This is a genomic window from Vibrio sp. 10N.247.311.49, from assembly GCF_041467655.1.
GTDB classification, from domain to species: domain Bacteria; phylum Pseudomonadota; class Gammaproteobacteria; order Enterobacterales; family Vibrionaceae; genus Vibrio; species Vibrio crassostreae_C.
Genome location: NZ_JBFSVA010000017.1, coordinates 79,146 through 102,250, shown reverse-complemented (window position 1 = coordinate 102,250; position 23,105 = coordinate 79,146). Strand labels below are relative to the sequence as shown.

Below are 23,105 nucleotides of genomic sequence, written 5' to 3'. Positions count from 1 at the left end.
TGGTGCCTCCGATGCATTTAAGTACCACATAAGTGTGGCAGATCCTCGGTAGGGGCAATCCATGTCATTCGTTATAACACAAAATCAGGCTATTGCTCAAAATTGCTATTTGAACTATTATTTGTACATTAAATTGTACCATAGGGAGTTCAACATGAGCCGCATCCATTTTGATCAAGATATTCAGCCTTTGTCTGAATTTCGTGCTGGCGTGACGTCATTTATTAAACAGATTAACGAAACTCGCAGACCACTAGTTATCACACAACGTGGTAAGGGTGTTGCGGTTGTCCTTGATGTTGCAGAATATGAAGCAATGCAAGAGAAGATCGAGTTACTGGAAGAAATGCGTACTGCTGAAGCACAATTAGCTTCAGGTTTAGGTGTTTCCAATGAAGACGCTCGTGCTCAAGTATTGGGGCGCATTAAGAAATGAAAGTAGTCTGGTCACCACTAGCATTACAAAAGTTAGGTGATGCAGCCGAGTTTATTTCGCTAGATAATCCAGTGGCGGCAGAAAACTGGGTTAATGAGGTATTCGATAAAACAGACCTTCTCTCAAGTATGCCTGACATGGGACGAATGGTTCCTGAGCTACCTCATACCAATTACCGCGAAATCTTGTTTGGTCACTATCGAATCATATATAGCCTCAGCCATGAAATTCGCGTCCTTACAGTACGAAATTGTCGTCAGATACTAACGGAAAGTGACGTGTAGCAATTGTGTTATAACAAGCAATTTAAGAGGGATTCACAACGCTTGGCACTTTTGCTCCTACTTCAATTAAGTGTTTATGGCACAATGCTTTAGGTTGGGTGGAGGCGTTGTTCACCCCTTAATTGGGCTAGTTGCCCAGAGGAAGTAATCAATCCATTGGGAACTTTTGTTTCTGGTGGAGTACGCGCATAATTCGGATAATGTCGCCTTCGATCCAATAGGAGACGATCATTGAAATCTCAGGAATTATAAGTAATCGCCCACGAATGCCGTCTCTCTGTACACCCATTAGAGGCTGCTCAAGCAAGTTTTCTACTTTTGTTTCAATGAGGTTGTCAGCGTTTTCTGCCGCATCAGGGTTGAAGTCATAGATAAACTCAAAGATCCTTTCACGATCATTGAGTGATTCTTCTTCCCATAAAATCATTGCTTACCTCGATTACGTATTCTGGCTTTGCGTTCTTCCATTCGAGATTTAGCAGTTTGGTGTTCAACGAAAACGGATTCTCCTGAGTCAAACTTCTCAAATGCTAGGTTTACTTGTTCAGTTAGCCATGCATCGTGAGATAATGTCTGTCTTTGTTGCTCAGCGAGTTGCTCAGTAAGCTCACGGCAAGCACCACTCAGTGTGCGACCTTGGCTCTCAGCCATCTGTTGAGCTAGGCGTTTTGTTTCTTCATCAACACGAAATTGAATTCTAGTGTCCATGATGTATTCCTTTATTGGTGTGTGTACAAATGTTAGCACTCACCTTTGAGATGGGCAACTGACAAGCTACTATGGCGCCAATAACTAACTTTTGGTGCTATGTTTCATCGCACATAGTCCCATATCTCATCAACCATTGCAGAACGTTAAATGATAGGTCACCACAATCTGTAGAGGAAAGTGCATTGAAGTTAACCAATAAACTCGTACGTTACCCGCACATTGATGTTGATCGTGCGTTTGAAAAAGAAGCTGAATTATTGCAGCAAATTCAGGCGGGTGAGATTGGGCAAGCCTTAATGTTGTGGCAAGCAAAAGCGCCGACACTTGTTTTGCCCGCAGGTAAGAAGTGGCCAGTGACGGTCGAGTCTAGAAAGCAACTCGCGGCACAAGGCTGGCAACTCACCTCACGTAAAACGGGTGGTGCTCCCGTTCCTCAACTGCCGGGGATCATTAACTTATCGCATATTTATCATTGGCCTCGTGATGAAGCCTACAACATCCAAAAAGCGTATCTACATCTGTGCAATGTCTTAACCCTGTTTTTTAAAGAACTGGGCATCGATGTGGATGTACACGCGACTCCCGGTTCTTATTGTGATGGTGACTACAACCTCAATATCAATAAACAAAAAATAGTGGGCACGGCGCAGCGTGTTTTGCTTAAACAAGGGGGCGGCCAAATCGTACTTTCGCAAGCTTGTATCTTGTTGGATGTCGACCTAGAGAACATCGTTGCACCCGTAAATTTTTATAATCAAGTTTGTGGCAATCCAACCGTGGTGGACGCGCAAGTTCATACTCCGTTGTCCGCACATCTGACAACTCTACCCAACGTAGACTCACTCTTTCAGCAGTTAAGCCAAGCTTTCATCAAGCATGCGTGATACCAACCTTTCGTTAACGCCAAACTAATTTGCCGATGGTAGAACGATTTCAATACTATGTGTCGATGAGAACGAATGGGTTGAACTTGAGGCGGTGAGAACTTTATAATGTTACTTGTAACATAATAAAGAGTTCAAATAGTTATGACAGAACAGCAGAAGAAAACTCGAACCACACTTCAAGATGTTGCAGACAAAGTGGGGGTCACAAAGATGACCGTCTCTCGTTACATGCGCAATCCCGATTCAGTCGCAGCCAAAACTCGCGTTAAAATTGCAGCGGTTATTGAAGAGATGGGATACATCGAAAACAAAGCGCCAGCTATGCTCTCTAAATCGTCGAGTAAAGCGATCGGTATCTTGCTCCCTTCGTTATCAAACCAAATCTTTGCCGCGTTTGTTCAAGGTATCGAAACGGTTACTAAAGAGAATGGCTACGAGACGTTGCTTGCTCACTTTAGCTATGATGCTGTGGAAGAAGAGGAAAAGATTGCTTCGCTGCTTTCGTATCAAGTTGATGGGTTGATATTGACGGAAAGCCACCACACCCCCCGCACGTTACAGATGATCAAGAATTCAGGTGTTTCTGTTGTTGAAACGATGGAACTCCCAACCAATCCGATCGATATGGTTGTTGGCTTGGACCATATTGATGCTTCTTACCATGTCGTGAAGCGAATGATTGAAGCTGGTAAACGCTCTATTGCTTACTTTGGCGCTCGATTGGATGCGCGAACCAAGTTGCGTTTGCAAGGCTATGACAAAGCGATGTATGAGGCTGGATTAGAGCCTAAACACGTGTTGACTGAACAGCACTCTAACTTCTCTTTGGCTGAAGATCTGCTTGATCGCGCTCTTGCGGATTACCCAGATCTAGATGGCGTGTTCTGCACCAATGATGACATCGCGATAGGTACCTTGCTCATTGCCCAGCAACGTGGAATCCAAGTGCCGCAACAGCTATCTGTGGTGGGCTATAACGCGTTAGATATTGGTCAAACCATACGCCCAAAACTGACTAGCGTGGATACGCCACGTTATGAAATAGGTAAGAAAAGTGCCGAGCTACTGCTTGCCCGATTGAAAGGTGAGCCAGTTACGGAAACGGTAGTGGATATGGGCTATCGCATCACGGATGGCGAAAGCGTTTAACCAAGTATCGTGGAAACTGAAAGGGGCATCGAAATGATGCCCCTTTTGCTTTTACATTTAAGTAATGACACAGCTAGACGATAAAACTCGCCCCTTGTTCTGCACTCGAAACGCTTTGGCGCATCACGCTAAATAGGTTGCGCCCCATGGTTTGCTGGTTGGCGTCTGCCTCAAATACCTTCGCTTGGCGAGATTGCATGTCGTTGAGGTTATTGAGTTCGCCACTCGCGCAATCTAAGCGCAGGATATCGCCTTCGCAAACAAGCCCAATAGTTCCTCCTCGAATAGCCTCTGGTGAGACATGAATCGCGGATGGGATCTTTCCTGAGGCTCCAGAAAGGCGCCCATCAGTAACCAGAGCCACTTTAAACCCTTGTTTCTGAACATTACCTAGAATCGGCATGAGCTTATGCAGTTCAGGCATACCGTTCGCAGCTGGTCCATTATTTATCACCACAACAATGCAATCTTTGTTGAGTTCACCTCGTTGATACGCAGCTTCTACCTTATGTTGGCAATCAAAAACTACCGCAGGTGCTTCTATTACACGTTGCTCTTCTGCAACCGCTGACACTTTAATCACTGCGTTGCCAAGGTTCCCTGAAAGGACTCGCGTTCCGCCTGTGCTTTGGAATACCTGTTCTTGGCCTGCAATTACCTCTGCATCTGCCGACTGTTTGCACTTTTTCCACGTTAGCTTTCCATTTTCAAGTTCTGGAATACTCATTTGATCTTCAAACGAGCCAAAGGTAGGTGTGACATCTCGGTGCAGTAAGTTGGCTTGATCTAAACGGCGTAACAGCGCGGGAACTCCTCCTGCCGCTTGGAACGCATTCATATCTGCTGGGCCGTTGGGATAAACTCGAGCAAGTAAAGGCACCACATCGGATAGATCGCTGATGTCTTGCCAAGTCAGAATAAATCCTGCTGCGCGTGCTACCGCGACCATGTGAATGCTGTGGTTGGTACTGCCACCTGATGCGAGTAGGGCAACAATGCCATTGATTAAGCTTTTAGCGGTAAAGACTTCAGAAAGTGGGCGGAAGTTTGCGGCTTGTGGTGTCATTGAAGCAATTTCAATGGCGGCATGCTGAGTGAGTGATGCGCGCAATTCAGAGTCAGGGTGAACAAACGCTGAGCCCGGAAGCGTCAGCCCCATCGCTTCAAATACCAGCTGATTGGTATTGGCTGTGCCGTAAAAAGTGCAGGTGCCTGCTGAGTGATAAGCGTTGCACTCCATGTCCAGCAAGGCACTTTTTCCTACCTTGCCAGCCGCGTACTCTTGGCGAATGTGTACTTTCTCATCATTGCTGATGCCCGTTGCCATCAAGCCTGCCGGAACAAAGGCAGTTGGTAGATGCGCAAAAGAGAGCGCGCCCATCAGTTGTCCTGGAGCTATCTTGTCGCAAATGCCAAGCAATAGGGTTGAATCAAACACGTTGTGACTCAGTGAAAGAGCGGTCGATTGAGCAATCAAGTCCCTTGAAAACAAAGACATATCCATGCCTGGTTGGCCTTGAGTTACCCCATCGCACATCGCGGGAACACAGCCCGCTACTTGAGAGGTGTGGCCGAACTTAGCTAACGCCTTTTTGATCTGATCTGGATAGTGTTGATACGGCTGGTGAGCGCTTAACATATCGTTGTAAGAGCTGATTAACGCCACATTGGATTTAGTGAGATCAAGAATCGAGCGTTTCTCATCGGAGCAAGAAGCTGCGACAGCATGAGCCAAGTTGCCGCAAGAAAGCCCTTTACCACCTTTGCCAGCAGAGGCTTGGTGTTGGGTTCGGTTTAGAAACGCTTCATGAGTCTCTTTGCTTCGTTCAATTAATCGTTGAGTCACCGCTTGGATGGTTGGAAGGGTCATGCTGTTTCTGCCTCATCAGTCATTGAAAGCACAATCGCAGCACAGTCCACAACGTCATCAATATCGCCATCAATGCTGATGACAACCGTATCTGGCTCGTGATCGGGTCTTTCTAATGTTTCGAACTGGCTTTTAATCATGTTCTCTTTCATGAAGTGGCCTTGGCGCTGACGCATTCGATGCAAGATCAGGTCAATGTTGCCATCTAAAAAGAGAAAGGTGAGGTTTTTGTTCCCTTCGCGAATTTGGTCGCGGTACTTCTTCTTCAACGCAGAACACACAATAATGCCGTGCTCATTTTTACTTTCTAGGCTGTACGCTGCATCACGAACGCGTTCCAGCCATGGAATGCGATCATCATCATTAAGAGGTTGGCCTGACGCCATTTTTTGAATGTTTGCTCGAGGATGAAGGTCGTCACCATCAATGAACTTACGCCCAAGTTTTTTTGCCAACTGCTCGCCTATCGTGCTTTTCCCACAAGCACTGACACCCATGACGATGACACTACTACCAGCCATAACTCAATCCTCTTAACAAATTTGCGCGTGATCTCAATTTTGAACATCGCTTGTAAATATGGCTTTATCTTATAAGCGTTACCGGTAACATGTTACCGGTAACTTAAGGAAGTGTGATGAAGGACACAAAACAACAATTCACAACAATTGTGATTGTTTTTGCATCCTACTGACGGAAAATTAGTCACATCTCACTATATTCGCGTTTAAAAATCACTGGAAAGAGATCTTTGGGGGATAAAATGGCCAACGATTACCGCGCAATTGCGAAATCTGTTGTTGAGCATCTTGGGGGCAAGACAAATGTGGCTGCCCTAACACACTGTATGACTCGACTACGATTCGTTTTACACAGCCAAGATGGCGTCGATATTAACAAGCTAAAAGCACTGAAAGGTGTGATGGGTGTTGTTGATAATGGAGACAAAGTACAAGTTATCATTGGTAACGAGGTATCGTATGCATACAAAGAAGTGATGGCGCTTTGTGAGCTATCCACTGTATCTGAGTCAGAGGTTCCTGCTAAAAAAGAGAAGCTAACGGCTAAGTCAATTGGTGCGAAAATGTTGGACGCACTGGTTGGTACCATGTCGCCTCTTATCCCAGCAATCATTGGCGCTTCAATGGTCAAACTGCTCGCCATGGTACTTGAGATGCTGGGCTGGGTTGAGCCAAATGCACCTACCTTGATTATCTTGAAAGCGATTGGCGATGGCGCCTTCTTCTTCCTACCGGTTATGGTTGCCGCTTCCGCATCGATCAAATTCAAGACCAATATGTCTCTTTCCATTGCGATTGCCGGTGTCTTAATCCACCCGAACTTTATGGAATTGATGGCGCAAGCAGCAGAAGGCAAGCACGTTGATTTCTTCGGTATCCCAATCACGTCAGTGAAATACACCTACACGGTTATTCCTGTACTTGTGATGACTTGGGCTCTTTCTTACATAGAACGTTGGGTAGATAGCATTACCCCTGCTGTGACTAAAAACTTCCTGAAACCTATGCTTATCGTATTGATTGCAGCTCCGGTTGCTATCGTACTTATCGGTCCATTTGGTATTTGGGTTGGTACTGCACTTTCAGCGCTTGTTTACACAATTCATGACACATTAGGTTGGTTGTCGGTTGCTATCATGGGCGCACTGTGGCCTCTACTTGTTCTTACTGGTATGCACCGTGTATTTACTCCAACGATTATTCAAACCATTGCTGAGACGGGTCGTGAAGGTATGGTTATGCCTTCAGAAATCGGTGCCAACCTCGGTATGGGTGGTGCGTGTCTGGCTGTTGCTTACAAAACCAAAAACAGCGCACTAAAGCAGACATCATTAGCCGCAGGTGCTTCAGCTATCTTCGCCGGTATCTCTGAGCCTGCATTGTACGGCGTGCTTGTTCGTCTGAAACGTCCACTTATCGCAACAATGATTACTGGTTTTATCGTAGGTGCATTAGCGGGCATGGGTGGCCTTGCGAGTCACTCGATGGCAGCACCAAGCTTGTTTACGAGTGTTCAGTTCTTCGATGTGAATGACCCAATGAGTATCGTTTGGGTGTTCGGTCTGATCGCATTGTCTATTGTTCTGTCATTTGTTCTAACCCTAGTTTTAGGCTTTGAAGATGTTCCAGAAGATGATGCCGATGAGAAAGCAACTTCAGAGTCAGCAAACAAAGAAGCTGGTAAGGCAGAAGACAAGCCGACAGTAGTGTCCGCGTCTTAATTAGAATTGATTAATTTATTCAGTCACCTTACTTCAGCGTAAGGTGACTTTTATTGTTTCCGAGGTATTCGATGTCAAACATTCAATTTCCCGAAGATTTCTTATGGGGCGGCGCTATTGCTGCAAACCAGTCTGAAGGCGCTCACTTAGCGGGTGGTAAAGGCCTAACAACCGTAGATATGATCCCTTATGGTGAGAACCGCATGCCAATTAAGCTTGGTCAGGTTGATAAGGTGACGCTCAGCGAAGACGAGTTCTACCCAAGCCATAACGCGATAGACTTTTATCACCGTTACAAAGAAGACATCGCCTTGCTGGCAGAGATGGGATTTAAAGTCTTCCGCGTATCCATCGCTTGGAGCCGAATCTTTCCAAAAGGTGACGAGCTAGAGCCGAACCAAGCTGGCTTAGATTTTTACCGTGATGTTTTTGAAGAGTGTAAGAAATACGGTATTGAGCCGCTCGTTACCTTGTGCCATTTCGATGTGCCTATGCACTTGGTCAACGAGTATGGTTCGTGGCGTAATCGTAAGATGATTGAGTTCTTTAGCCGTTACGCGAGAACCTGTTTCGAAAACTACAAAGGCTTGGTGAAATACTGGTTAACTTTCAACGAAATCAATATTTTACTAGCGAGCCCGTTTTCTGGTGCTGGATTGTTGTTTCAGGAAGGCGAAAATCACGATCAAGTGAAGTACCAAGCAGCTCACCATGAGCTAGTAGCAAGCGCTTTGGTAACCAAGATTGCCCATGAAGTTGATGAGCAAAACCAAGTGGGTTGTATGCTGGCGGGCGGTAACTTCTATCCATATTCATGTAAGCCAGAAGATGTGCTGATGGCTATGGAAAAAGACCGCGAGAACCTGTTCTTTATCGATGTTCAATCGCGTGGTTACTACCCATCTTATGCTCAAAAAGTGTTTGATAACAAAGGTGTGGTGCTTGAAACACAAGATGAAGATTTCGAGATTCTAAAGAACACCGTCGATTTCATTTCTTTCAGTTATTACGCTTCACGCTGTGCTTCCGCTGATATGAATGCAGGAAATACGAGTGCAGCGAACGTCGTTAAGTCCATCAAAAACCCTCATCTTCCAGCAAGTGATTGGGGCTGGGTCATTGACCCTACAGGTCTTCGAATTACGATGAACACACTCTATGACCGTTACCAGAAACCACTTTTCTTGGTAGAAAATGGCTTAGGTGCTCGTGATACCTTGGATGACAATGGAGAAGTGAACGATGATTACCGCATTGATTACCTTCGTCAGCACATTGTTGCGATGCATGAAGCAATGGAAGACGGTGTACCATTGATGGGTTACACACCTTGGGGCTGTATCGATCTTGTTGCGGCGTCGACCGGAGAGATGAGCAAGCGCTATGGGTTTATCTACGTGGACAGAGACAACCTAGGCAATGGTACGTTAAATCGTATTCCTAAAAAGTCATTCCACTGGTACAAAAAAGTGATCGCAAGCAACGGCAGCGACTTGGCTTAATTTGTCTGTTTGATAATGAGAGAAATGAACAATGAAAACAATTGAACAGCGACTCAGAGATATTCGCATCGTTCCGGTGATCGCCATTAATGACGTTGCTCAGGCTGTGCCGCTTGCGAAAGTACTGGTTGAAAATGGCTTGCCTTGTGCTGAAGTGACATTTCGTACAGAAGCGGCAGCAGAGTCGATTCGTTTGATGCGTGAAGCTTACCCTGAGTTACTGATTGGCGCAGGTACTGTGCTGACTACAGAGCAGGTGGATACTGCCATTAATGCGGGTGTTGATTTCATTGTCAGCCCAGGTTTGAATCCAACCACAGTCAAATACTGTCAGCAAAGAGGGGTTACGATTGTTCCTGGAGTGAGTAACCCAAGCTTGGTTGAACAAGCAATGGAAATGGGGCTTAAGACACTAAAGTTCTTCCCTGCCGAGCCATCTGGCGGTGTCGCAATGTTGAAAGCGTTGACGGCTGTTTACCCGGTTAACTTTATGCCTACAGGCGGTGTAAGCCCAGCGAACGTTGAGTCTTACTTAGCACTGAAATCAGTCGTTGCCTGCGGTGGAACTTGGATGGTACCGACAGACAAAATGGACAAGGGTGATTGGGATGGAATCGCAGAATTAGTCCGAGCGGTCGGCTCCAGATAGTTCGATAGAGAGATACATAGCTAGAAAATGAAAGGGCCAGCTGACACTGGCCCTTTTTGTGGCTGCTTCAAACGATGTAGAGGTTACTCGTTACCAAGCAAAGGTTTTAATGACGTTTTGCTTAGTGATTGGGTTATGCGCGATGTCTTGATTTATCTTATCAAGAAACGGCTTACGAGCCTGAGGCAACATGCCACGCATTGGTGAGATGTTATTGCCGTGGTCACCCCAGTAGTAGCAATCGAAATCTTCTAGGTTTTCGAGCAAGTATTTTTCTTCTTCCAGAATCTGCAATGGCGTTGGTAAAACAAACTCGCCACGGTTTACTTCTTTTTCCAATACCGATCCCGGTTGAACGGCTAAAGCCATCGGTGCAATCGCATCTGGCTGCATGATGTTCAACAAGCTGGTGGTATTAATCGCATGCTCACGCGTCATGCGCTTTTGAATGCGTTCAAGCAAAATTGGGTCACCGGACTCCAAGCCTGAATAGGCCATGCTTAAACCTGCCGACTTAATCTCTTTTAATTCAGACAAGCTCTTACGACGGAAGTCATTGAACCCTGAATACAGAGAGATGTTCTTGATCTCTGGGAAGGTGATCTTGATGTAATCCAGAATCGAAATCAGCATCTCGGTTCTAATCGCCATCACATTACCATCGACCAAAAAGATAGATTCAACATGCGGGTAGATTTTTCTCGCTGCATCAATATCTTCAAAGATGTCTTTGATGTCTCTTACTTTGAAACGCTTATCATCAAACATCGTGCAGAAGGTACATTGGTTGTTACTGCACCCCAATGTTGTCTGGATGAGTACGCTCTCTGCTTCCATCCAAGGACGATAAACTTTACCTTCAAAACGCATAAATGCTCCTCGGCCGTAGCCTGTGTTGTTTCGACGAGGACAAGTTTAACAATCTGCATCTGGGGTGATAATTGGGCAAAGTGGGGAATCAGTATTAAAGAAATCTTAATAATCGAAAGAGCGCGCAGTTCTTTGTCTGTATAGATAGAACTGCGGCTTGGATTGTGTGTGTGGTGGTGGGGGGGAGTGTTAGTGGTCGTTTTTTACTAATGAATGATCAGTGCGTAACGCACAGCTTTTTTTCGAGTAATTGATTAAGCACTGTCACCAGCTTGTGGTTCTTAGTGTTGTCTAATGCGTCGGCGTGCGGGTCTTTGAACAACCCAGAATCATTATCAAAATATTGACCAGAAGCGTTGGCAAACTCATCACTGAGCGCAGCACGACAAAGAATATCGGCTCCAATCGCAAGGTCGTTGCCATCAACGCCATAAGCATCTTTCACTAATTTACTACCAAGGAAAGAAGCTGGGTTTACAGGGATAATTGCGGTGCCTTTGTCTAAAAGAGTATTGGCTAATTCGATGGACCACATCGTTAGCGCCAGCTTACTTTGCGCGTAAACCGGACCATCAAGTTCGCCCGCATTCGGACTGATTAATGCATCTAGATCTACGGGTGCTTGGGCTGCTGAAGATAGGTTGACGATACGACCTGTCGCATCAAAAAGAGGAAGCAGCTTTTGTGTCAGTAGATACGGCGCAATGGTGTTTACGACAAAACGCACATCAAGATTGTCTGGAGTGGTGATGTCCGACACTTTATACACACCTGCGTTGTTAATGAGTATATCGAGTCGTTTGTGATCGCTTTTGATTTGGGTTGCGAGCGCCTCAACTTCAGAGAGCGTCGATAGGTCTGCGATGTAGCTTTCGATGATTGCATTCTTAGACAGGCGAGACAGAGCGGTCACGACTTTATTGACCTTAGCTGGGTTGCGGCCATGAATTAGAACATGGTGCCCTTGCTGCGTTAGTGCTTTTGCGGTCTCTAAACCAATGCCATCCGTGGCACCTGTGATCAGAATTATTTTTTGCATATTCCGTCCTTCAAAAAATAGTTTGAACAACGTTATAACAAAGATTAATGACACATAGTTGCATTTGGCTCACAAGCTGAAGACTCAAATGTGAGTCTATGGGGCAAATAATGACCATTTTAACACTTGGTGGTTAACCGTTGGCGTTTAACGATTAAGTAAGACAATGGGTCAGTTTGTGACTGACCCAAATTAAGAGAAGTGACCGAGTTATTTGATGTCTTGAACGTTCATAACCAGAGTTTCCCAGTTACGTTGGTTTTCCATATCGTGCTCTAGGCCTTGCTCATCGGCAATTTGGAAGCGCTTAACCGCAGGGGTTTTGCTCGTAGCTTGATACAACTAATAAGCTTCCGCTTTGAGTGCTTCGGCTTCGTCAGCATCAAAGTCTCTTGCCCTTGAACATTCACAGTACCGAAGTCAAAAGTGACGGTAAGAATTCCATTCTCGGCTTGAGCTTTAAACGTTGTATAACCTTGATATGCCATTTCCATATTCCTTCTGAGAGATTTCATTTCAGCCTATTCAGTGTGAATGCGACCTAAATTCAGGCTAACGAGGAATGTTCGAACCAACAATTAACCATTAAACGAAACACTATTAACGAATTATTAAGAGTGTTGATGAGTTTAGTAATTTCATTTTATTCAATATCTTAGCTTCGTGTTCTAGCGTTGAAGGTATCTTGCTAATTCGATTGTCAACGAAATCTAAAAACTCATTCCTTGTTTGGCGCTCTTATCCTTTTCATTTAGCTTCGTATACTGCTCAACTAGGTAATTAGCCCCAAGGTACAGACAAGAGTGAACCGACTTATGCAGATGAGATCCGCGACTTTGAAAACCATCATTGAGAAAACGCTGCCACTGACGCTGGGTGTGTTTGCGATCATGATGGTGCAATTGGTCGATTCGATCTTTATTGGTCAGCTAGGGATGAATGAGTTGGCGGTTCACGGTATCACCTTGCCATTCCAAGCGGCGTTTACCGGTGTTCAAGTGGGAATCGGTGTCGCGGCAACGTCCATTATTTCTCAAGCGGTAGGGGCAAAAGAACAACGTAAATCCACCTCAATTGCCTCACTATCTGTCGGGTTCGGTGTCTTGGTGATTGCTTTGATCTGCATAGGCCTGATTGTTTTTAGCGATGCTGTTTTTGCGTCGTTTGTGAATGATGTCTCTGACGCTCAATACCAATCCATGCTGTTGATTTTTAATGTGTACTGGCCGTTGTGGCTATTCAGTGCATCGATGGTGGCGGTGCTTTATCTGGCCACCTGCGTTTATCGAGCCAATGGCGATACCAAAACAACCGGCAGCATGTTCTTGGCTGCCAGCGTGATTAACCTGATTCTCGACCCTATTCTGATCTTTGGATTGGACATGGGTATTGCAGGGGCGGCGATCGCATCGAGCATTGGCTACACATTCGGCGCAATCTACATGCTAATCAAGTCTCGCGGTAAAGGTTGGTTTGGCTTCAATGGCGCGTGCAGCAACCAAATCAAAGGCTACAGTTTTGAGTTATTCAAGACGGTAATGCCAACCACTGCGAATCAGATATTACCTGCGGTCAGCGCGTTCTTCTCAATGGTTTTGATTGCGAGAATCGGAACCGATGAGATGGCTTTTTGGAGCTTACTCGCCCGTGTTGAAAGTTTTATGTTGGTGTTTTCTCTTGCTCTGACGATGTCCATACCGCCTATGATTGGTCGTTACCTAGGGGCGCAGCAGCGATGCAAAATCCCTGAACTATTGAATACAACAGCGAAGTTCTTATTGGTTTTCCACACTGCGATGGCAGCATTGCTGGCGCTGTTTAGTGGCTGGATTATTCCTGTGATCTCGGAAGAACAAAGCATACGCAGCTGGTTTGAAGTGACCTTGTTATTTATACCGTTCAGCTATGGGCCGCTTGGGCTTTGCATGTTGGTTGCGTCGGTCTTTAATGCCTTGGGTGTGCCTCGTAAAGCTTTGAATGTCTCTTTCCTACGCTTGTTTGTTTTCTACATTCCCGCTTTATGGCTTGGCTCGATAACCGGAGACATGATCAATGCGGTTATTGCTGCGACCGTCGCCAATGCTTTAGCAGGCGCTTTTGCATGGTTTAAGCTCAATGCCTATATTAAAACTCACATTATCCCTCGTGCCGCTGCGGCCAATAAGCAGCGTGTACTCAGCGCAGGCTAGCCATTATTGATGAACATTGAACATCTAAAATTGTTTGTGCGACTCGCGTCTACGCACAATATAGGTCAAGCAGGACAAGAGCTTGGGTTGTCACCTCCGGTAGCCAGTATTCATATCGGAAAACTCGAAGAGAGCCTAGGTGCTATCCGCGTCGATCACGGTGAAGCGGTAAGGGATGTATGTGTCGATGGCTTGGGCATTGCCATGTGCACGAGTTGGATAGCATACAAGCAGCTCGCGGAAGGTTCGCTGGTTGAGGTGTTGCCGGATTACCCTTTAAAGGATGAGGCGGCTATCTGGGCGGTATACCCGAGTGCTCAGTTACTTGCACCAAAGGTGCGCGTATTTATCGATTACTTTGTTCAATATTATGGTTCACCTTCTTATTGGGATTGCGACGTAAACGGGCAGACTCAATAGCGATTCAGAAGCATATATTGAGAACAAATAAGAAAGCCCCAACCAAAAGGGAGGGGCTTGTTTTTATGTTCTTTATAGAACGTTTTTCTAGCTAACTGCTGTTGTTTTTATTTAGTGTATCCGGCGTTTAATGAGCGTGTACCGCTGAATCTTGGTATAGCTCTGCATCAACTTCTTCGCCTTTACTTGGGCGCGGTACAATCTCAAAAGAGGTGTCAGCTTCTGTCAGTGAAGACAGCAGTTTGTTAAGTGATGTCTTATCACCTTTCACGCCTGCTTGTCCGTCTTCTAACAGTTTTCCAAGGCTTGTTTTCTTAAGCACGATGTCAGACACGTCAGACTTATTGATGATCAGTGTCGTATCCGCATCTTGCAGCTCTGATACTTGGATGTTGTTCAGGTTGCCGTTAGACATCTCAACGTAGTAGAACTCTTTTACATCAGGCAACTGAATATTCAATGTAAATGGTGTTTCTTGTGCTTTTAGCGAATCCACTTTTACGGCTAAGTAATCGAGTAGGTTTTCAATCGTCATGTTCGCTAACACATCCGGAGATGCAGTTTTCGGTGCGCCCGGTTGTGTGCCAATACGAAGCTCTTGAGCGCCGGTTAGGTAGATGTTTCTCCAACCTGCACCTTCTGATTGATAACCCAACTGCTCGTATGTATCTGCCAATAAGCCACGTGCAACTTTGTTCTCTGGCTCAGCTTGAATCACCTTATTCAGTGCTGTTGCAACGAAGCGGTATTCACCTTCTTGGAAATCTTGCTGCGCTTTTTCAATCACAGCATCGCTGCCGCCCATGTACTCAACAAACTTCACCGATTCTGGCTCGATTGGTAATGGATTAAGGTTAGCTGGGTTCATGTCGAAGTAACCAAGATACATGTTGTACACAGCGCGAGCGTTGTGAGAGTAAGTACCGTGGTAACCGTTGGTGTGCCAGGACTGTTGAATGCTGTCTGGCATTACCTTGTAAATCTCGTCCCCGATGTCTTGTAGAACCACACCGTTATTGGCTAAGCGAAGCGTTTGGTTATGAGTAAAACCGTAAGCGTCACGCTGCATTTTTAGGTAATCAGAGATCTCTTGTTCACCCCAAATTGGCGATGAGTGAGACGCAAACAACACCTCTGTTTCTTCGCCCCAAGTGACTAACATCTCGTTGATCTTCTTAGACCATTTCAAGCCGTCACGTACTTTAGCGCCACGCAGCGTGTACAGGTTATGCATGCCTTGGTAAGTCAGCTCGCCAGTCCAAAGTGCTTTCATGCTTGGAATATACGTCACCATTTCAGAGGCCGCTTCGGTACCTGAAGCATCCATGAATTGCATTTCTAGGCCGTCAATAACCAGAGTTTCAATCTCTTCGTTATGGTTCAGCTCGTAGTCTGGCAGTACGTAAGTAATGCTACCGGTTGATAGGCCTTTCGACAGTGCAGCATCAACAATACCGTGCTCGTGTCGGTTCAGGGTTGCACCATACTGATAAGCGGTACGACGAGACATTGCATTACCCGCCAATACGTTTTCGTCGACGATCTCTTTAGTAATGTTTTTCGAACCGTACACTTTTACATCTGGGTATGCGTCTTTGATTGCTCTTGCGCCACCAAAGTGATCAGCGTGCGAGTGAGAGTAAATCATAGCAACGACGGGCAGTTCGCCGCCATCAGGCACATTGCTCTTGAAGAATTTGAGTGATTTAGCGGCCGCTTCTTTGGTAAGAAGAACGTCGTAAGCGATCCAACCGTTGTCACTACGAATGAAAGAGATAGACGCTAAGTCAGCACCTCGAACTTGGTAAACTTTACCCGGAACAACTTCATATAAGCCTTCTGCTGCTTGGTTCAATACCGCTTGGCGCCACAGTGAAGGGTTTACTGAATCTGGTGCTTGGTCTGCATTCGTCACACTTGGGTCGATAAAGTTAAAGCTATTGCGAATGATGTCGCCCGTCTCTTGGTCGAAGCTAGCAATAAGACCCTTGTTGTTATTGTCGAAAGCGCGAGTGTCGGCAAAGTTAAGTGTTTTTGCGAACTCTTGGTTTGCCTTAGTCGTCATCTCGGTTGCGCTTTTGCCACCTTGGTCGCCAATTTCGCTGAAGTGTGCGTGGTCATGGTTAGCTGCAACTGCAGGGAATGCGAGCGAGATAGCTAGGAACAGTGATGCATTTTTGAACGTGCGTGAAGTCGTCATAAGAGCCTCTTCATTTCAGAATTTTGTTTCGTTGAGGCGATTATAGGAATAAGACATATAGCAAAAAATAAAGTAAGCTTTATTTAATACATCACGATTGGCTATGTATTGAGTCATGCAATGGTTGGGGAACGAAGGCGAATCCTGACCTATGATTGATTAAGACCACATTGACAGGGAGAGTAACGGTGAGCGACGTGGAAAAGTTGGATTTAAATCTATTGAGCGTGTTCTTAGAAGTGTATCGATTAAAGTCGATCACGCTTGCATCAGAATCGCTTGGTATGACTCAGCCTGGGGTTAGCGGGGCATTGAAGCGATTGCAATCTCAGCTTGATACCGACCTGTTTATTCGTGAAGGGCGTGGGATTATTCCGACTAACGCTGCGGTGCAATTGGCAGACCGAGTAGAGCCTGCTCTAGAAGGGATAAGCAGCGCAGTAAGCACTTTAAAGACATTTGATAATCAGCAGCATCATGTGTTTCGTATCCTGGTGAATGAGATTGGATTAACCAAGCTTCAACCTCTCGTCGAGCAAGATGAGACGTTGGGCAATATCTCGATTGAATTCAATATGGTGCCGAACAACGAAGAAGAATTATTGCAAGGCTTGAGCATGCAACAAGCTGATTTAGCGATTGATATCCATTACCCGCAAGTTAACGGCTACATGAAGCAGCCGATGATTGAAGATGAGTTGGTGCTGATAGCTCGAAAGGGGCATCCGAGAATCAATGGCTCTGTGACGCAAGAGCAATATTACAACGAAAAGCATGTTACTTTTAGAATGCGTCGAACCCGTTTATACACGGCAGATTATTTTACCAAGTCGCCACTGAAACAGAGAAAAGTGAGTGCCGAGTGTGACTCGCTGATGACCATGTGTGTGCTGGTATCGGGATCAGATTGTGTCGGCAGTACATCGCGTGATTTTGCCAATCAATTTTCCGAATCCTTCCAGCTTCAAGTCCTTGATCAGCCGTTTGAAATCTTACCTATGCAGCAATACATGATTTGGCATAAAAGAACCGATTTGAACCCTGCTCATCAGTGGCTGAGAAACAAGATTCAGCAATATATGGCTGATTAACGAGCCGCTCTTGCTGCTCGTTTCTGTTTGGCGCTCTCTATCATCTTAGAAGGCGTCATTCCTGTCACCAACATGGTGCCGGTGATAACCAGAATTGAACCAACAATCGTATTGATGCCAATTGCTTCATCTAAGAATAAGTTACCCCATAGAATACCAAATACCGGAATGATGAAGGTCACGGACAGGGCTGAAGGTGCGCCGAGTTCAGAGACGAGATTGAAGTAAAGTAGATACGCTAACCCAGTACATACCGCGCCTAATAAGACAACCGATGTAGTGATCGTAACGTCGGGTGTTTCTCTCATCGGAATAAAGAATACAAACGGCAAAACCAGCAATACCGCAGCCCACATGCTGCCATGAGCATTGTTGAATGCCTCAACTTTAGGGGCTTGTTTGGTATAGTTTGAAGCTATTCCGTAGCTAAACGCGGCCATCACCGCAGCAAAAATCGGAAGTACAGCCTCATGGCCAATGTTTATCGCATCCCAACCAACGAGTACTCCTACTCCCGCTACCCCAATCCCAAGTCCTACTAGAACTCTCGCCTCGAGTGCTGTTTTAGTCCATATCGCACCAATGATTGCCGCCCATATTGGCGCGGTAGAATTCAAGATGGCTAGGGTCGAAGCGTTAAGTGTTTGCGCGGCATAAGCGAACAGTAAAAAGGGAACTGCGGTATTAAACAGCCCAAGAATAAAGAAGTGTTTAGCATGAGTGTTGAACGTCAGCTTTTTTCTTAAATACAAAGACACCAACATTAGCGTGATTGCTGCAAACAGTACTCTTGCTTCAGTTAACACTGCTGGGCCCAATGGATTAGCGGCAATTCTCATGAACAGAAACGAACCGCCCCATATCGCAGCGAGAGTTATTAATTTTAGAAAGTTCACGGCTTATATCTCAGAATGTGTAAAACCCGACTATGGAGGAAAGATAACTATTACACAAACATAGATACCAATACTGTGCAGTTATGGACATAAAATCGAGTCCGTTAATCAGGAACAATTTCGATGAATTTCGTTCTGTTTATAGTTCCTTATTTGATGAGTAATCTAGCGTTAGACATCAAACTTAGGCAAACAAAATGAAGATTGAACACATCGCAATTTGGACCAAACAACTTGAAGTTCTGAAGCTATTTTATGAAGATTATTTCGGCGCGACATCGAACTCAAAATATCACAACCCAACTAAAGGGTTTTCTTCCTACTTCCTCTCATTTGAAACTGGAAGTCGTTTAGAGATTATGGAAATGGATTCTGTCCCTGAATCGAAAGACGACATCTATGATCAGTTCACAGGCTTCATTCATATGGCGATTTCACTAGGGTCTGAACAAGCGGTCGATTCACTGACTCAAAGTTTGGTCGAAGATGGCTATGAGCGCTTAGATGGCCCAAGAAGAACAGGCGATGGCTATTATGAGAGCTGTGTACTCGATCCGGATGGTAATCGTTTGGAACTTACCGTTTAATGTAGAGACTTAATTGAGTTACTCATCTACTAACGGAACTGAGGTATGACAATGATGAAGCTTGCTGTGACTTTCCTTTTTAGTCTTGGGCTTATGGGATGTGCTACCTCAGAACCGGTGTATGAGCAGGAGGCGGACTCAAAGCCTGAACCATCCCAACCCATAGGTTACCTTGGCTTCAAAGCCCATCAAGAGTGGGCGATTCAATTTAACGATTGCACGGTCTACGATTTAACAGGCGCACAACCCTACCAGTGGTTTGATCGCACTTCAGCCTCTGTGAGCTGTTATACGTTTAAGCCAAACGATGCCATCGAGCCTTTATCTGTCTATGCCGACGCAAACTTCGACAGCAATAAGCTAGCCCCGATTAACCTATTTCAAGAGCTGCAGGTATCAGAGTCTGGCTGGGGCAAGTTTCCTGCCGTCTATGAGACCAACGGTACCAATTGGCTGAAAGTCAAAGAGGGTTGGATTCACCTCACACTAGCCGATCAGACACTCGTTCAGTTCTACCCTGGCACTCAAGACCAATCTGGCAAATCACTGCATGATCAGTATTTTGAACAGCATTGATCGTAATGCTGACTGTTGATTAGTCTTTAGATCGATCAAAAAAGATCTTTTAACTGTTGCTGAAACCGGTTTCAATCTGTATCTTTGCTTTTATTGAAATCGATTTCAGAGTTGTAATTGCAGCTCAAATTCTGATCTTTTTCACGAATAACTTGTAGTGAGTAATGGTATGAACAACGAATTTTCGAACGATTTTTTATGGGGCGGTGCAGTAGCAGCGCATCAACTAGAAGGCGGCTGGGATGCGAATGGTAAAGGTGTCAGTGTTGTTGATGTATTAACAGCGGGCGCTCATGGTGTACAACGTCGAATCACCGATGGCGTGATTGATGGCGAAAACTATCCTAACCAAGTCGCAGTGGATTTCTACCATCGCTACAAAGAAGACATTAAGTTATTCGCTGAGATGGGCTTTAAGTGTTTCCGTACCAGTATCGCGTGGACGCGTATCTTCCCAAATGGCGATGAAGCTGAACCGTGTGAAGCGGGTTTAGCGTTTTACGATGATCTGTTTGACGAGCTGTTGAAATACGACATTCAGCCTGTGGTAACACTGAGCCACTTTGAAATGCCTTACCATCTAGCTAAGGAATATGGCGGCTGGATGAACCGCAAAGTGATCGACTTCTTCGTTAAGTATTCAACTGCAGTGATGGAACGATACCAACACAAAGTGAAATACTGGATGACGTTTAACGAGATCAACAACCAGATGAACACCTCGGCAGATATTTTCGGTTGGTTATGCTCAGGCGTGAAGTTTCCACAATGCGAAAAGCCGCAAGAGGCGATGTATCAAGCGGTTCACCATCAGTTTGTTGCAAGTGCTTTGGTGGTTAAGAAAGGTCACGAGATCAATCCAGATCTTCAAATCGGCGCAATGTGTGCGATGGTGCCTTTCTATCCACGTTCTTCTAAACCGGAAGACATTATGGTGGCACAACAAGCGATGCGTGACCGTTACTTCTTCTCAGATGTGATGGTTCGCGGTCATTACCCAAATTACGCTACGCGTGACTGGGCAATCAAAGGCTTCAACATTGAGATGCAGCCTGAAGATGAGCAGATCCTAAAAGAAGGTAAGGCTGATTACTTAGGCTTTAGCTACTACATGTCGAATACCTTGGATTCTTCTTCTCACCAATCTACAGAAGAAGCGATGGACGGCGGTCATGAAAATTCGGTCGATAACCCGTTTATCCAGTCTAGCGATTGGGGCTGGCCAATTGATCCGACGGGTTTGCGTTTCTGTTTAGCGTCTCTGTATGAACGTTATGAAGTGCCATTGTTCATCGTTGAGAACGGTTTTGGCGCGGTTGATACCATTGAAGAAGATGGCAGCATTAATGACGATTACCGCATTGCTTACCTTGGCGACCACATCAAAGAGATGAAAAAAGCCGTTTCGATTGATGGTGTTGATTTGATGGGCTATACCCCTTGGGGCTGTATCGATTTAGTTTCGTTCACCACGGGCGAGATGAAAAAACGCTACGGATTCATTTACGTAGATAAGCACAACGATCAATCTGGCTCACTAGAACGCAAGCGCAAGAAGTCTTTCGAGTGGTATAAAGGTGTGATTGCATCTAACGGTGCCACTATTTAGAATGCATTCCCCAGCGCAGTTATGTGAACTGTGAGCTGTCATTTTGCAATGAATTAGTCGGCCTATGTCGGCTAATTTTTTATAAAGGAAAAGAAGCGAATGGTAACCATGCTTGATGTCGCAAACCGCGCAGGCGTATCTAAATCGACCGTTTCTCGTGTCTTAAATGGCAAGAACATCGTGCGCCCAGATGTGGTGAAAAAGGTATTTGATGCGATTCAAGAAACAGGTTATCGACCGAACTTGTTGGCTCAGCAATTGGCGACCAAGAAGACCAATTTCATCGGCTTTGTAATTACCAATGAGTTGTTCAATGGCCCTTACTTCTCTTCCTTGATGTATCACGCGGCTTCTTATAGCGAAAAGTCGAATCACCAATTGGTGATCACCGATGGCAAACACAGCGCTGAAGACGAAAGAAAGGCGATCAATTTCCTGCTGGATATGAAGTGCGCGGGCATCATCATCTATCCGCAATGTTTAACCGAAAGCGAGATAGCTCAGATCATCGAAAGCACTGACACTCCGATTCTGGTACTCAACCGAGAAATGCCGTCGAAGCCCAATCATGCTATTACCACCGACCATTATCAGAGCGCTTGTTTGATGGTTGAACACATCATCGAGCAGGGTCATACCGATATTGCAGTGATTCGTGGTAAAGCCGGTTCTTCGACCGATGAGCTGCGTTACCAAGCCTATCAAGATGTGTTAACTAAACATGGTGTTGCATTGGATGAGTCCAACGTTGTTCAAGGTGATTGGACGATGGAGAGCGGTTATCACGCGGCTCAGGCTTTGGCAAAAAGCAGAACCACATTCACTGCTATCTTGTCTGAAAACGATGATATGGCGATTGGTGCGATTAAGGCGTTAACCGAACTTGGGTACTCATTGCCTCAAGATGTTTCGATCGTCGGCTTTGATAACAGCAAAGTGGGGGCGTTTTTAACGCCAAGCTTAACGTCTGTGAGTGTGCCATTAGAGCAAATGACGCAAAAGGCGATCCTGCAAATTGTCGGTGAAACAGAGCAAGCGACCACCATCAATACCACTGGTAGTTTGGTGTTACGTGATTCGATAGCGAAGCTAAATTAGCACTGTTCGAATTTCATATTTTACCTACAAAAAGTGACGAGCTGCGTATCTCTTAAACCAAGCTCAAACACTCCTTATTCACTGTTATTTAGATGTGCGATATTGCGTTTTTGGTCGATGAATTGACCACCATTAGTTAAGTAATGTGAAGCTAGATAAGTAATATGAAAATAGCTAATTGATGTGAGAACAGGTAAGTAACGTGAAAACAGAAAAACAAAAAATGCTAGCAGGTGAACCTTATCAGGCTTGGGATAAAGAGCTTTATGCAGCTCGTATCGAATGTCGCAAGGTGCTTCAAAAACTCAATAACAGTATTCCTGACACACCCGAATGGGAAGCAGCAACGCAAGAGCTGATTCCGGGCTGTGAAAATGCGCATTTAGAACCTCCATTTCGTTGTGACTACGGCTCGAACATCAAGCTAGGCAAGAACTTCTACGCTAACTTTAACTGCGTGATTTTGGATGTGGCTGAAGTGACTATTGGCGACAATGTGCTGCTTGGTCCGAACGTTCAAATCCTGACTGCAGGTCACCCACTCGATGTGAAAGGCCGTGTAGAAGAAGGCGTTGAGTTTGGCACACCGATTAATGTTGGCAACAATGTTTGGCTTGGCGGTGGTGTAATTATCTGCCCCGGTGTCACCATTGGCGAAAACAGCGTGATTGGCGCGGGCAGTGTCGTAACCAAAGACATCCCAGCCAATGTGGTTGCAGTCGGTAATCCATGTAAAGTGCTGAAAGCGATCGATAACGAGTAATAATCAGATTGAATTGATAAAGCCCGAACCTAGGTTC

The 23,105-nt window shown here is 45.4% G+C and carries 23 protein-coding genes and 1 pseudogene; 15 read left to right on the top strand and 9 right to left on the bottom strand.

The annotated features are described in order from the left end of the window. The first annotated feature begins 154 nt into the window (after nucleotides 1–154). Together AB6E54_RS16350 and AB6E54_RS16345 are read left to right on the top strand one after the other, a co-directional pair. Entirely contained in the window at nucleotides 155–436 is a 282-nt protein-coding gene (locus AB6E54_RS16350) for a type II toxin-antitoxin system Phd/YefM family antitoxin (protein WP_011080399.1), read from the top strand. Continuing rightward, a complete protein-coding gene (locus AB6E54_RS16345; RefSeq protein ID WP_017064044.1) occupies nucleotides 433–720 on the top strand; it encodes a type II toxin-antitoxin system RelE/ParE family toxin in 288 nt (95 codons plus the stop codon). Before AB6E54_RS16350 ends, AB6E54_RS16345 begins: the two co-directional genes overlap by 4 nt. Nucleotides 721–868: 148 nt before the next feature. Here AB6E54_RS16345 and AB6E54_RS16340 read toward each other — a convergent pair whose 3' ends face one another. Both AB6E54_RS16340 and AB6E54_RS16335 read right to left on the bottom strand, forming a co-directional pair. Further along, entirely contained in the window at nucleotides 869–1,147 is a 279-nt protein-coding gene (locus tag AB6E54_RS16340) for a type II toxin-antitoxin system mRNA interferase toxin, RelE/StbE family (protein ID WP_017059447.1), read from the bottom strand. Further along, complete coding sequence (locus AB6E54_RS16335; RefSeq protein WP_017059448.1) at nucleotides 1,144–1,428, bottom strand: hypothetical protein; 285 nt, start codon at nucleotides 1,426–1,428, stop codon at nucleotides 1,144–1,146. Before AB6E54_RS16335 ends, AB6E54_RS16340 begins: the two co-directional genes overlap by 4 nt. A gap of 185 nt (nucleotides 1,429–1,613) precedes the next feature. On the opposite strand from AB6E54_RS16335, the gene AB6E54_RS16330 reads away from it, so the two are divergent. Both AB6E54_RS16330 and AB6E54_RS16325 read left to right on the top strand, forming a co-directional pair. Further along, a complete protein-coding gene (locus AB6E54_RS16330; RefSeq protein ID WP_017059449.1) occupies nucleotides 1,614–2,315 on the top strand; it encodes a lipoyl protein ligase domain-containing protein in 702 nt (233 codons plus the stop codon). A 144-nt stretch (nucleotides 2,316–2,459) separates the two neighbouring features. Further along, complete coding sequence (locus tag AB6E54_RS16325; protein WP_017059450.1) at nucleotides 2,460–3,467, top strand: LacI family DNA-binding transcriptional regulator; 1,008 nt, start codon at nucleotides 2,460–2,462, stop codon at nucleotides 3,465–3,467. A 73-nt stretch (nucleotides 3,468–3,540) separates the two neighbouring features. Here AB6E54_RS16325 and edd read toward each other — a convergent pair whose 3' ends face one another. Together edd and AB6E54_RS16315 are read right to left on the bottom strand one after the other, a co-directional pair. Then, the gene (gene edd / locus AB6E54_RS16320) at nucleotides 3,541–5,337 is read right to left on the bottom strand and encodes a phosphogluconate dehydratase (RefSeq protein ID WP_137002220.1); all 1,797 of its coding nucleotides are present in this window, start codon (nucleotides 5,335–5,337) and stop codon (nucleotides 3,541–3,543) included. After that, the gene (locus AB6E54_RS16315; protein ID WP_017059452.1) at nucleotides 5,334–5,858 is read right to left on the bottom strand and encodes a gluconokinase; all 525 of its coding nucleotides are present in this window, start codon (nucleotides 5,856–5,858) and stop codon (nucleotides 5,334–5,336) included. Before AB6E54_RS16315 ends, edd begins: the two co-directional genes overlap by 4 nt. A 242-nt stretch (nucleotides 5,859–6,100) precedes the next feature. Here AB6E54_RS16315 and ascF point away from each other — a divergent pair, with 242 nt between their 5' ends. From ascF to AB6E54_RS16300, 3 genes are all read left to right on the top strand, one after another. Beyond that, nucleotides 6,101–7,579 carry a PTS cellobiose/arbutin/salicin transporter subunit IIBC gene (ascF, locus tag AB6E54_RS16310; RefSeq protein WP_017064040.1) on the top strand — a complete coding sequence of 493 codons (1,479 nt, stop codon included), beginning with the start codon at nucleotides 6,101–6,103 and terminating at the stop codon, nucleotides 7,577–7,579. A 71-nt stretch (nucleotides 7,580–7,650) separates the two neighbouring features. After that, nucleotides 7,651–9,081, top strand: coding sequence for a 6-phospho-beta-glucosidase (locus AB6E54_RS16305; RefSeq protein WP_017067568.1), 1,431 nt, complete (start codon nucleotides 7,651–7,653; stop codon nucleotides 9,079–9,081). Between the two features lie 31 nt (nucleotides 9,082–9,112). Then, a complete protein-coding gene (locus AB6E54_RS16300) occupies nucleotides 9,113–9,730 on the top strand; it encodes a bifunctional 4-hydroxy-2-oxoglutarate aldolase/2-dehydro-3-deoxy-phosphogluconate aldolase (RefSeq protein WP_065583747.1) in 618 nt (205 codons plus the stop codon). Nucleotides 9,731–9,820: 90 nt separating this feature from the next. Here AB6E54_RS16300 and AB6E54_RS16295 read toward each other — a convergent pair whose 3' ends face one another. From AB6E54_RS16295 to AB6E54_RS16285, 3 genes and pseudogenes are all read right to left on the bottom strand, one after another. Then, nucleotides 9,821–10,600, bottom strand: coding sequence for a radical SAM protein (locus AB6E54_RS16295; RefSeq protein WP_372106991.1), 780 nt, complete (start codon nucleotides 10,598–10,600; stop codon nucleotides 9,821–9,823). Nucleotides 10,601–10,817: 217 nt separating this feature from the next. Next, entirely contained in the window at nucleotides 10,818–11,639 is an 822-nt protein-coding gene (locus AB6E54_RS16290; RefSeq protein ID WP_372106990.1) for an SDR family NAD(P)-dependent oxidoreductase, read from the bottom strand. A gap of 210 nt (nucleotides 11,640–11,849) precedes the next feature. After that, nucleotides 11,850–12,008, bottom strand: a pseudogene (locus AB6E54_RS16285) (enoyl-CoA hydratase/isomerase family protein); the annotation flags it as partial. 446 nt (nucleotides 12,009–12,454) lie between these two features. Between AB6E54_RS16285 and AB6E54_RS16280 the strand changes: the two are divergent. Together AB6E54_RS16280 and AB6E54_RS16275 are read left to right on the top strand one after the other, a co-directional pair. Beyond that, nucleotides 12,455–13,828 carry an MATE family efflux transporter gene (locus AB6E54_RS16280; protein WP_372106988.1) on the top strand — a complete coding sequence of 458 codons (1,374 nt, stop codon included), beginning with the start codon at nucleotides 12,455–12,457 and terminating at the stop codon, nucleotides 13,826–13,828. Between the two features lie 9 nt (nucleotides 13,829–13,837). Then, nucleotides 13,838–14,248: a LysR family transcriptional regulator gene (locus AB6E54_RS16275; protein ID WP_372106986.1), complete on the top strand. Its 411-nt coding sequence runs from the start codon at nucleotides 13,838–13,840 to the stop codon at nucleotides 14,246–14,248. Between the two features lie 127 nt (nucleotides 14,249–14,375). Here the strand turns inward: AB6E54_RS16275 and AB6E54_RS16270 are convergent, their stop codons facing one another. After that, nucleotides 14,376–16,448: an alkyl/aryl-sulfatase gene (locus AB6E54_RS16270; protein WP_372106984.1), complete on the bottom strand. Its 2,073-nt coding sequence runs from the start codon at nucleotides 16,446–16,448 to the stop codon at nucleotides 14,376–14,378. A gap of 188 nt (nucleotides 16,449–16,636) precedes the next feature. Between AB6E54_RS16270 and AB6E54_RS16265 the strand changes: the two genes are divergently transcribed. After that, entirely contained in the window at nucleotides 16,637–17,539 is a 903-nt protein-coding gene (locus tag AB6E54_RS16265; protein ID WP_017059462.1) for a LysR family transcriptional regulator, read from the top strand. Here the strand turns inward: AB6E54_RS16265 and AB6E54_RS16260 are convergent. Continuing rightward, nucleotides 17,536–18,435: a DMT family transporter gene (locus tag AB6E54_RS16260; protein WP_372106983.1), complete on the bottom strand. Its 900-nt coding sequence runs from the start codon at nucleotides 18,433–18,435 to the stop codon at nucleotides 17,536–17,538. The genes AB6E54_RS16265 and AB6E54_RS16260 overlap by 4 nt on opposite strands. Before the next feature lie 197 nt (nucleotides 18,436–18,632). On the opposite strand from AB6E54_RS16260, the gene AB6E54_RS16255 reads away from it, so the two are divergent. The 5 genes from AB6E54_RS16255 to AB6E54_RS16235 all read left to right on the top strand — a co-directional run bounded on the left by AB6E54_RS16255 (nucleotide 18,633) and on the right by AB6E54_RS16235 (nucleotide 23,068). Continuing rightward, nucleotides 18,633–19,022, top strand: a complete 390-nt coding sequence (locus tag AB6E54_RS16255; protein WP_016794847.1) for a VOC family protein — start codon at nucleotides 18,633–18,635, stop codon at nucleotides 19,020–19,022. 51 nt (nucleotides 19,023–19,073) lie between these two features. After that, nucleotides 19,074–19,598: a hypothetical protein gene (locus AB6E54_RS16250; protein WP_102332390.1), complete on the top strand. Its 525-nt coding sequence runs from the start codon at nucleotides 19,074–19,076 to the stop codon at nucleotides 19,596–19,598. Nucleotides 19,599–19,767: 169 nt separating this feature from the next. Beyond that, a complete protein-coding gene (locus tag AB6E54_RS16245) occupies nucleotides 19,768–21,207 on the top strand; it encodes a 6-phospho-beta-glucosidase (protein WP_102332355.1) in 1,440 nt (479 codons plus the stop codon). 99 nt (nucleotides 21,208–21,306) lie between these two features. Then, entirely contained in the window at nucleotides 21,307–22,305 is a 999-nt protein-coding gene (locus tag AB6E54_RS16240) for a LacI family DNA-binding transcriptional regulator (RefSeq protein ID WP_017064029.1), read from the top strand. A 202-nt stretch (nucleotides 22,306–22,507) separates the two neighbouring features. After that, nucleotides 22,508–23,068 carry a sugar O-acetyltransferase gene (locus tag AB6E54_RS16235; protein ID WP_017059468.1) on the top strand — a complete coding sequence of 187 codons (561 nt, stop codon included), beginning with the start codon at nucleotides 22,508–22,510 and terminating at the stop codon, nucleotides 23,066–23,068. Nucleotides 23,069–23,105 lie beyond the last annotated feature (37 nt).

What these genes read in the sequence shown, in the direction of transcription:
- AB6E54_RS16350 (WP_011080399.1), top strand. Translation starts at nt 155, where the DNA reads ATGAGCCGCATCCATTTTGATCAAGATATTCAGCCTTTGTCTGAATTT.
- AB6E54_RS16345 (WP_017064044.1), top strand. Translation starts at nt 433, where the DNA reads ATGAAAGTAGTCTGGTCACCACTAGCATTACAAAAGTTAGGTGATGCA.
- AB6E54_RS16340 (WP_017059447.1), bottom strand. Translation starts at nt 1,147, where the DNA reads ATGATTTTATGGGAAGAAGAATCACTCAATGATCGTGAAAGGATCTTT.
- AB6E54_RS16335 (WP_017059448.1), bottom strand. Translation starts at nt 1,428, where the DNA reads ATGGACACTAGAATTCAATTTCGTGTTGATGAAGAAACAAAACGCCTA.
- AB6E54_RS16325 (WP_017059450.1), top strand. Translation starts at nt 2,460, where the DNA reads ATGACAGAACAGCAGAAGAAAACTCGAACCACACTTCAAGATGTTGCA.
- edd (WP_137002220.1), bottom strand. Translation starts at nt 5,337, where the DNA reads ATGACCCTTCCAACCATCCAAGCGGTGACTCAACGATTAATTGAACGA.
- AB6E54_RS16315 (WP_017059452.1), bottom strand. Translation starts at nt 5,858, where the DNA reads ATGGCTGGTAGTAGTGTCATCGTCATGGGTGTCAGTGCTTGTGGGAAA.
- ascF (WP_017064040.1), top strand. Translation starts at nt 6,101, where the DNA reads ATGGCCAACGATTACCGCGCAATTGCGAAATCTGTTGTTGAGCATCTT.
- AB6E54_RS16305 (WP_017067568.1), top strand. Translation starts at nt 7,651, where the DNA reads ATGTCAAACATTCAATTTCCCGAAGATTTCTTATGGGGCGGCGCTATT.
- AB6E54_RS16300 (WP_065583747.1), top strand. Translation starts at nt 9,113, where the DNA reads ATGAAAACAATTGAACAGCGACTCAGAGATATTCGCATCGTTCCGGTG.
- AB6E54_RS16295 (WP_372106991.1), bottom strand. Translation starts at nt 10,600, where the DNA reads ATGCGTTTTGAAGGTAAAGTTTATCGTCCTTGGATGGAAGCAGAGAGC.
- AB6E54_RS16290 (WP_372106990.1), bottom strand. Translation starts at nt 11,639, where the DNA reads ATGCAAAAAATAATTCTGATCACAGGTGCCACGGATGGCATTGGTTTA.
- AB6E54_RS16280 (WP_372106988.1), top strand. Translation starts at nt 12,455, where the DNA reads ATGCAGATGAGATCCGCGACTTTGAAAACCATCATTGAGAAAACGCTG.
- AB6E54_RS16275 (WP_372106986.1), top strand. Translation starts at nt 13,838, where the DNA reads ATGAACATTGAACATCTAAAATTGTTTGTGCGACTCGCGTCTACGCAC.
- AB6E54_RS16270 (WP_372106984.1), bottom strand. Translation starts at nt 16,448, where the DNA reads ATGACGACTTCACGCACGTTCAAAAATGCATCACTGTTCCTAGCTATC.
- AB6E54_RS16255 (WP_016794847.1), top strand. Translation starts at nt 18,633, where the DNA reads ATGAAGATTGAACACATCGCAATTTGGACCAAACAACTTGAAGTTCTG.
- AB6E54_RS16250 (WP_102332390.1), top strand. Translation starts at nt 19,074, where the DNA reads ATGATGAAGCTTGCTGTGACTTTCCTTTTTAGTCTTGGGCTTATGGGA.
- AB6E54_RS16245 (WP_102332355.1), top strand. Translation starts at nt 19,768, where the DNA reads ATGAACAACGAATTTTCGAACGATTTTTTATGGGGCGGTGCAGTAGCA.
- AB6E54_RS16240 (WP_017064029.1), top strand. Translation starts at nt 21,307, where the DNA reads ATGGTAACCATGCTTGATGTCGCAAACCGCGCAGGCGTATCTAAATCG.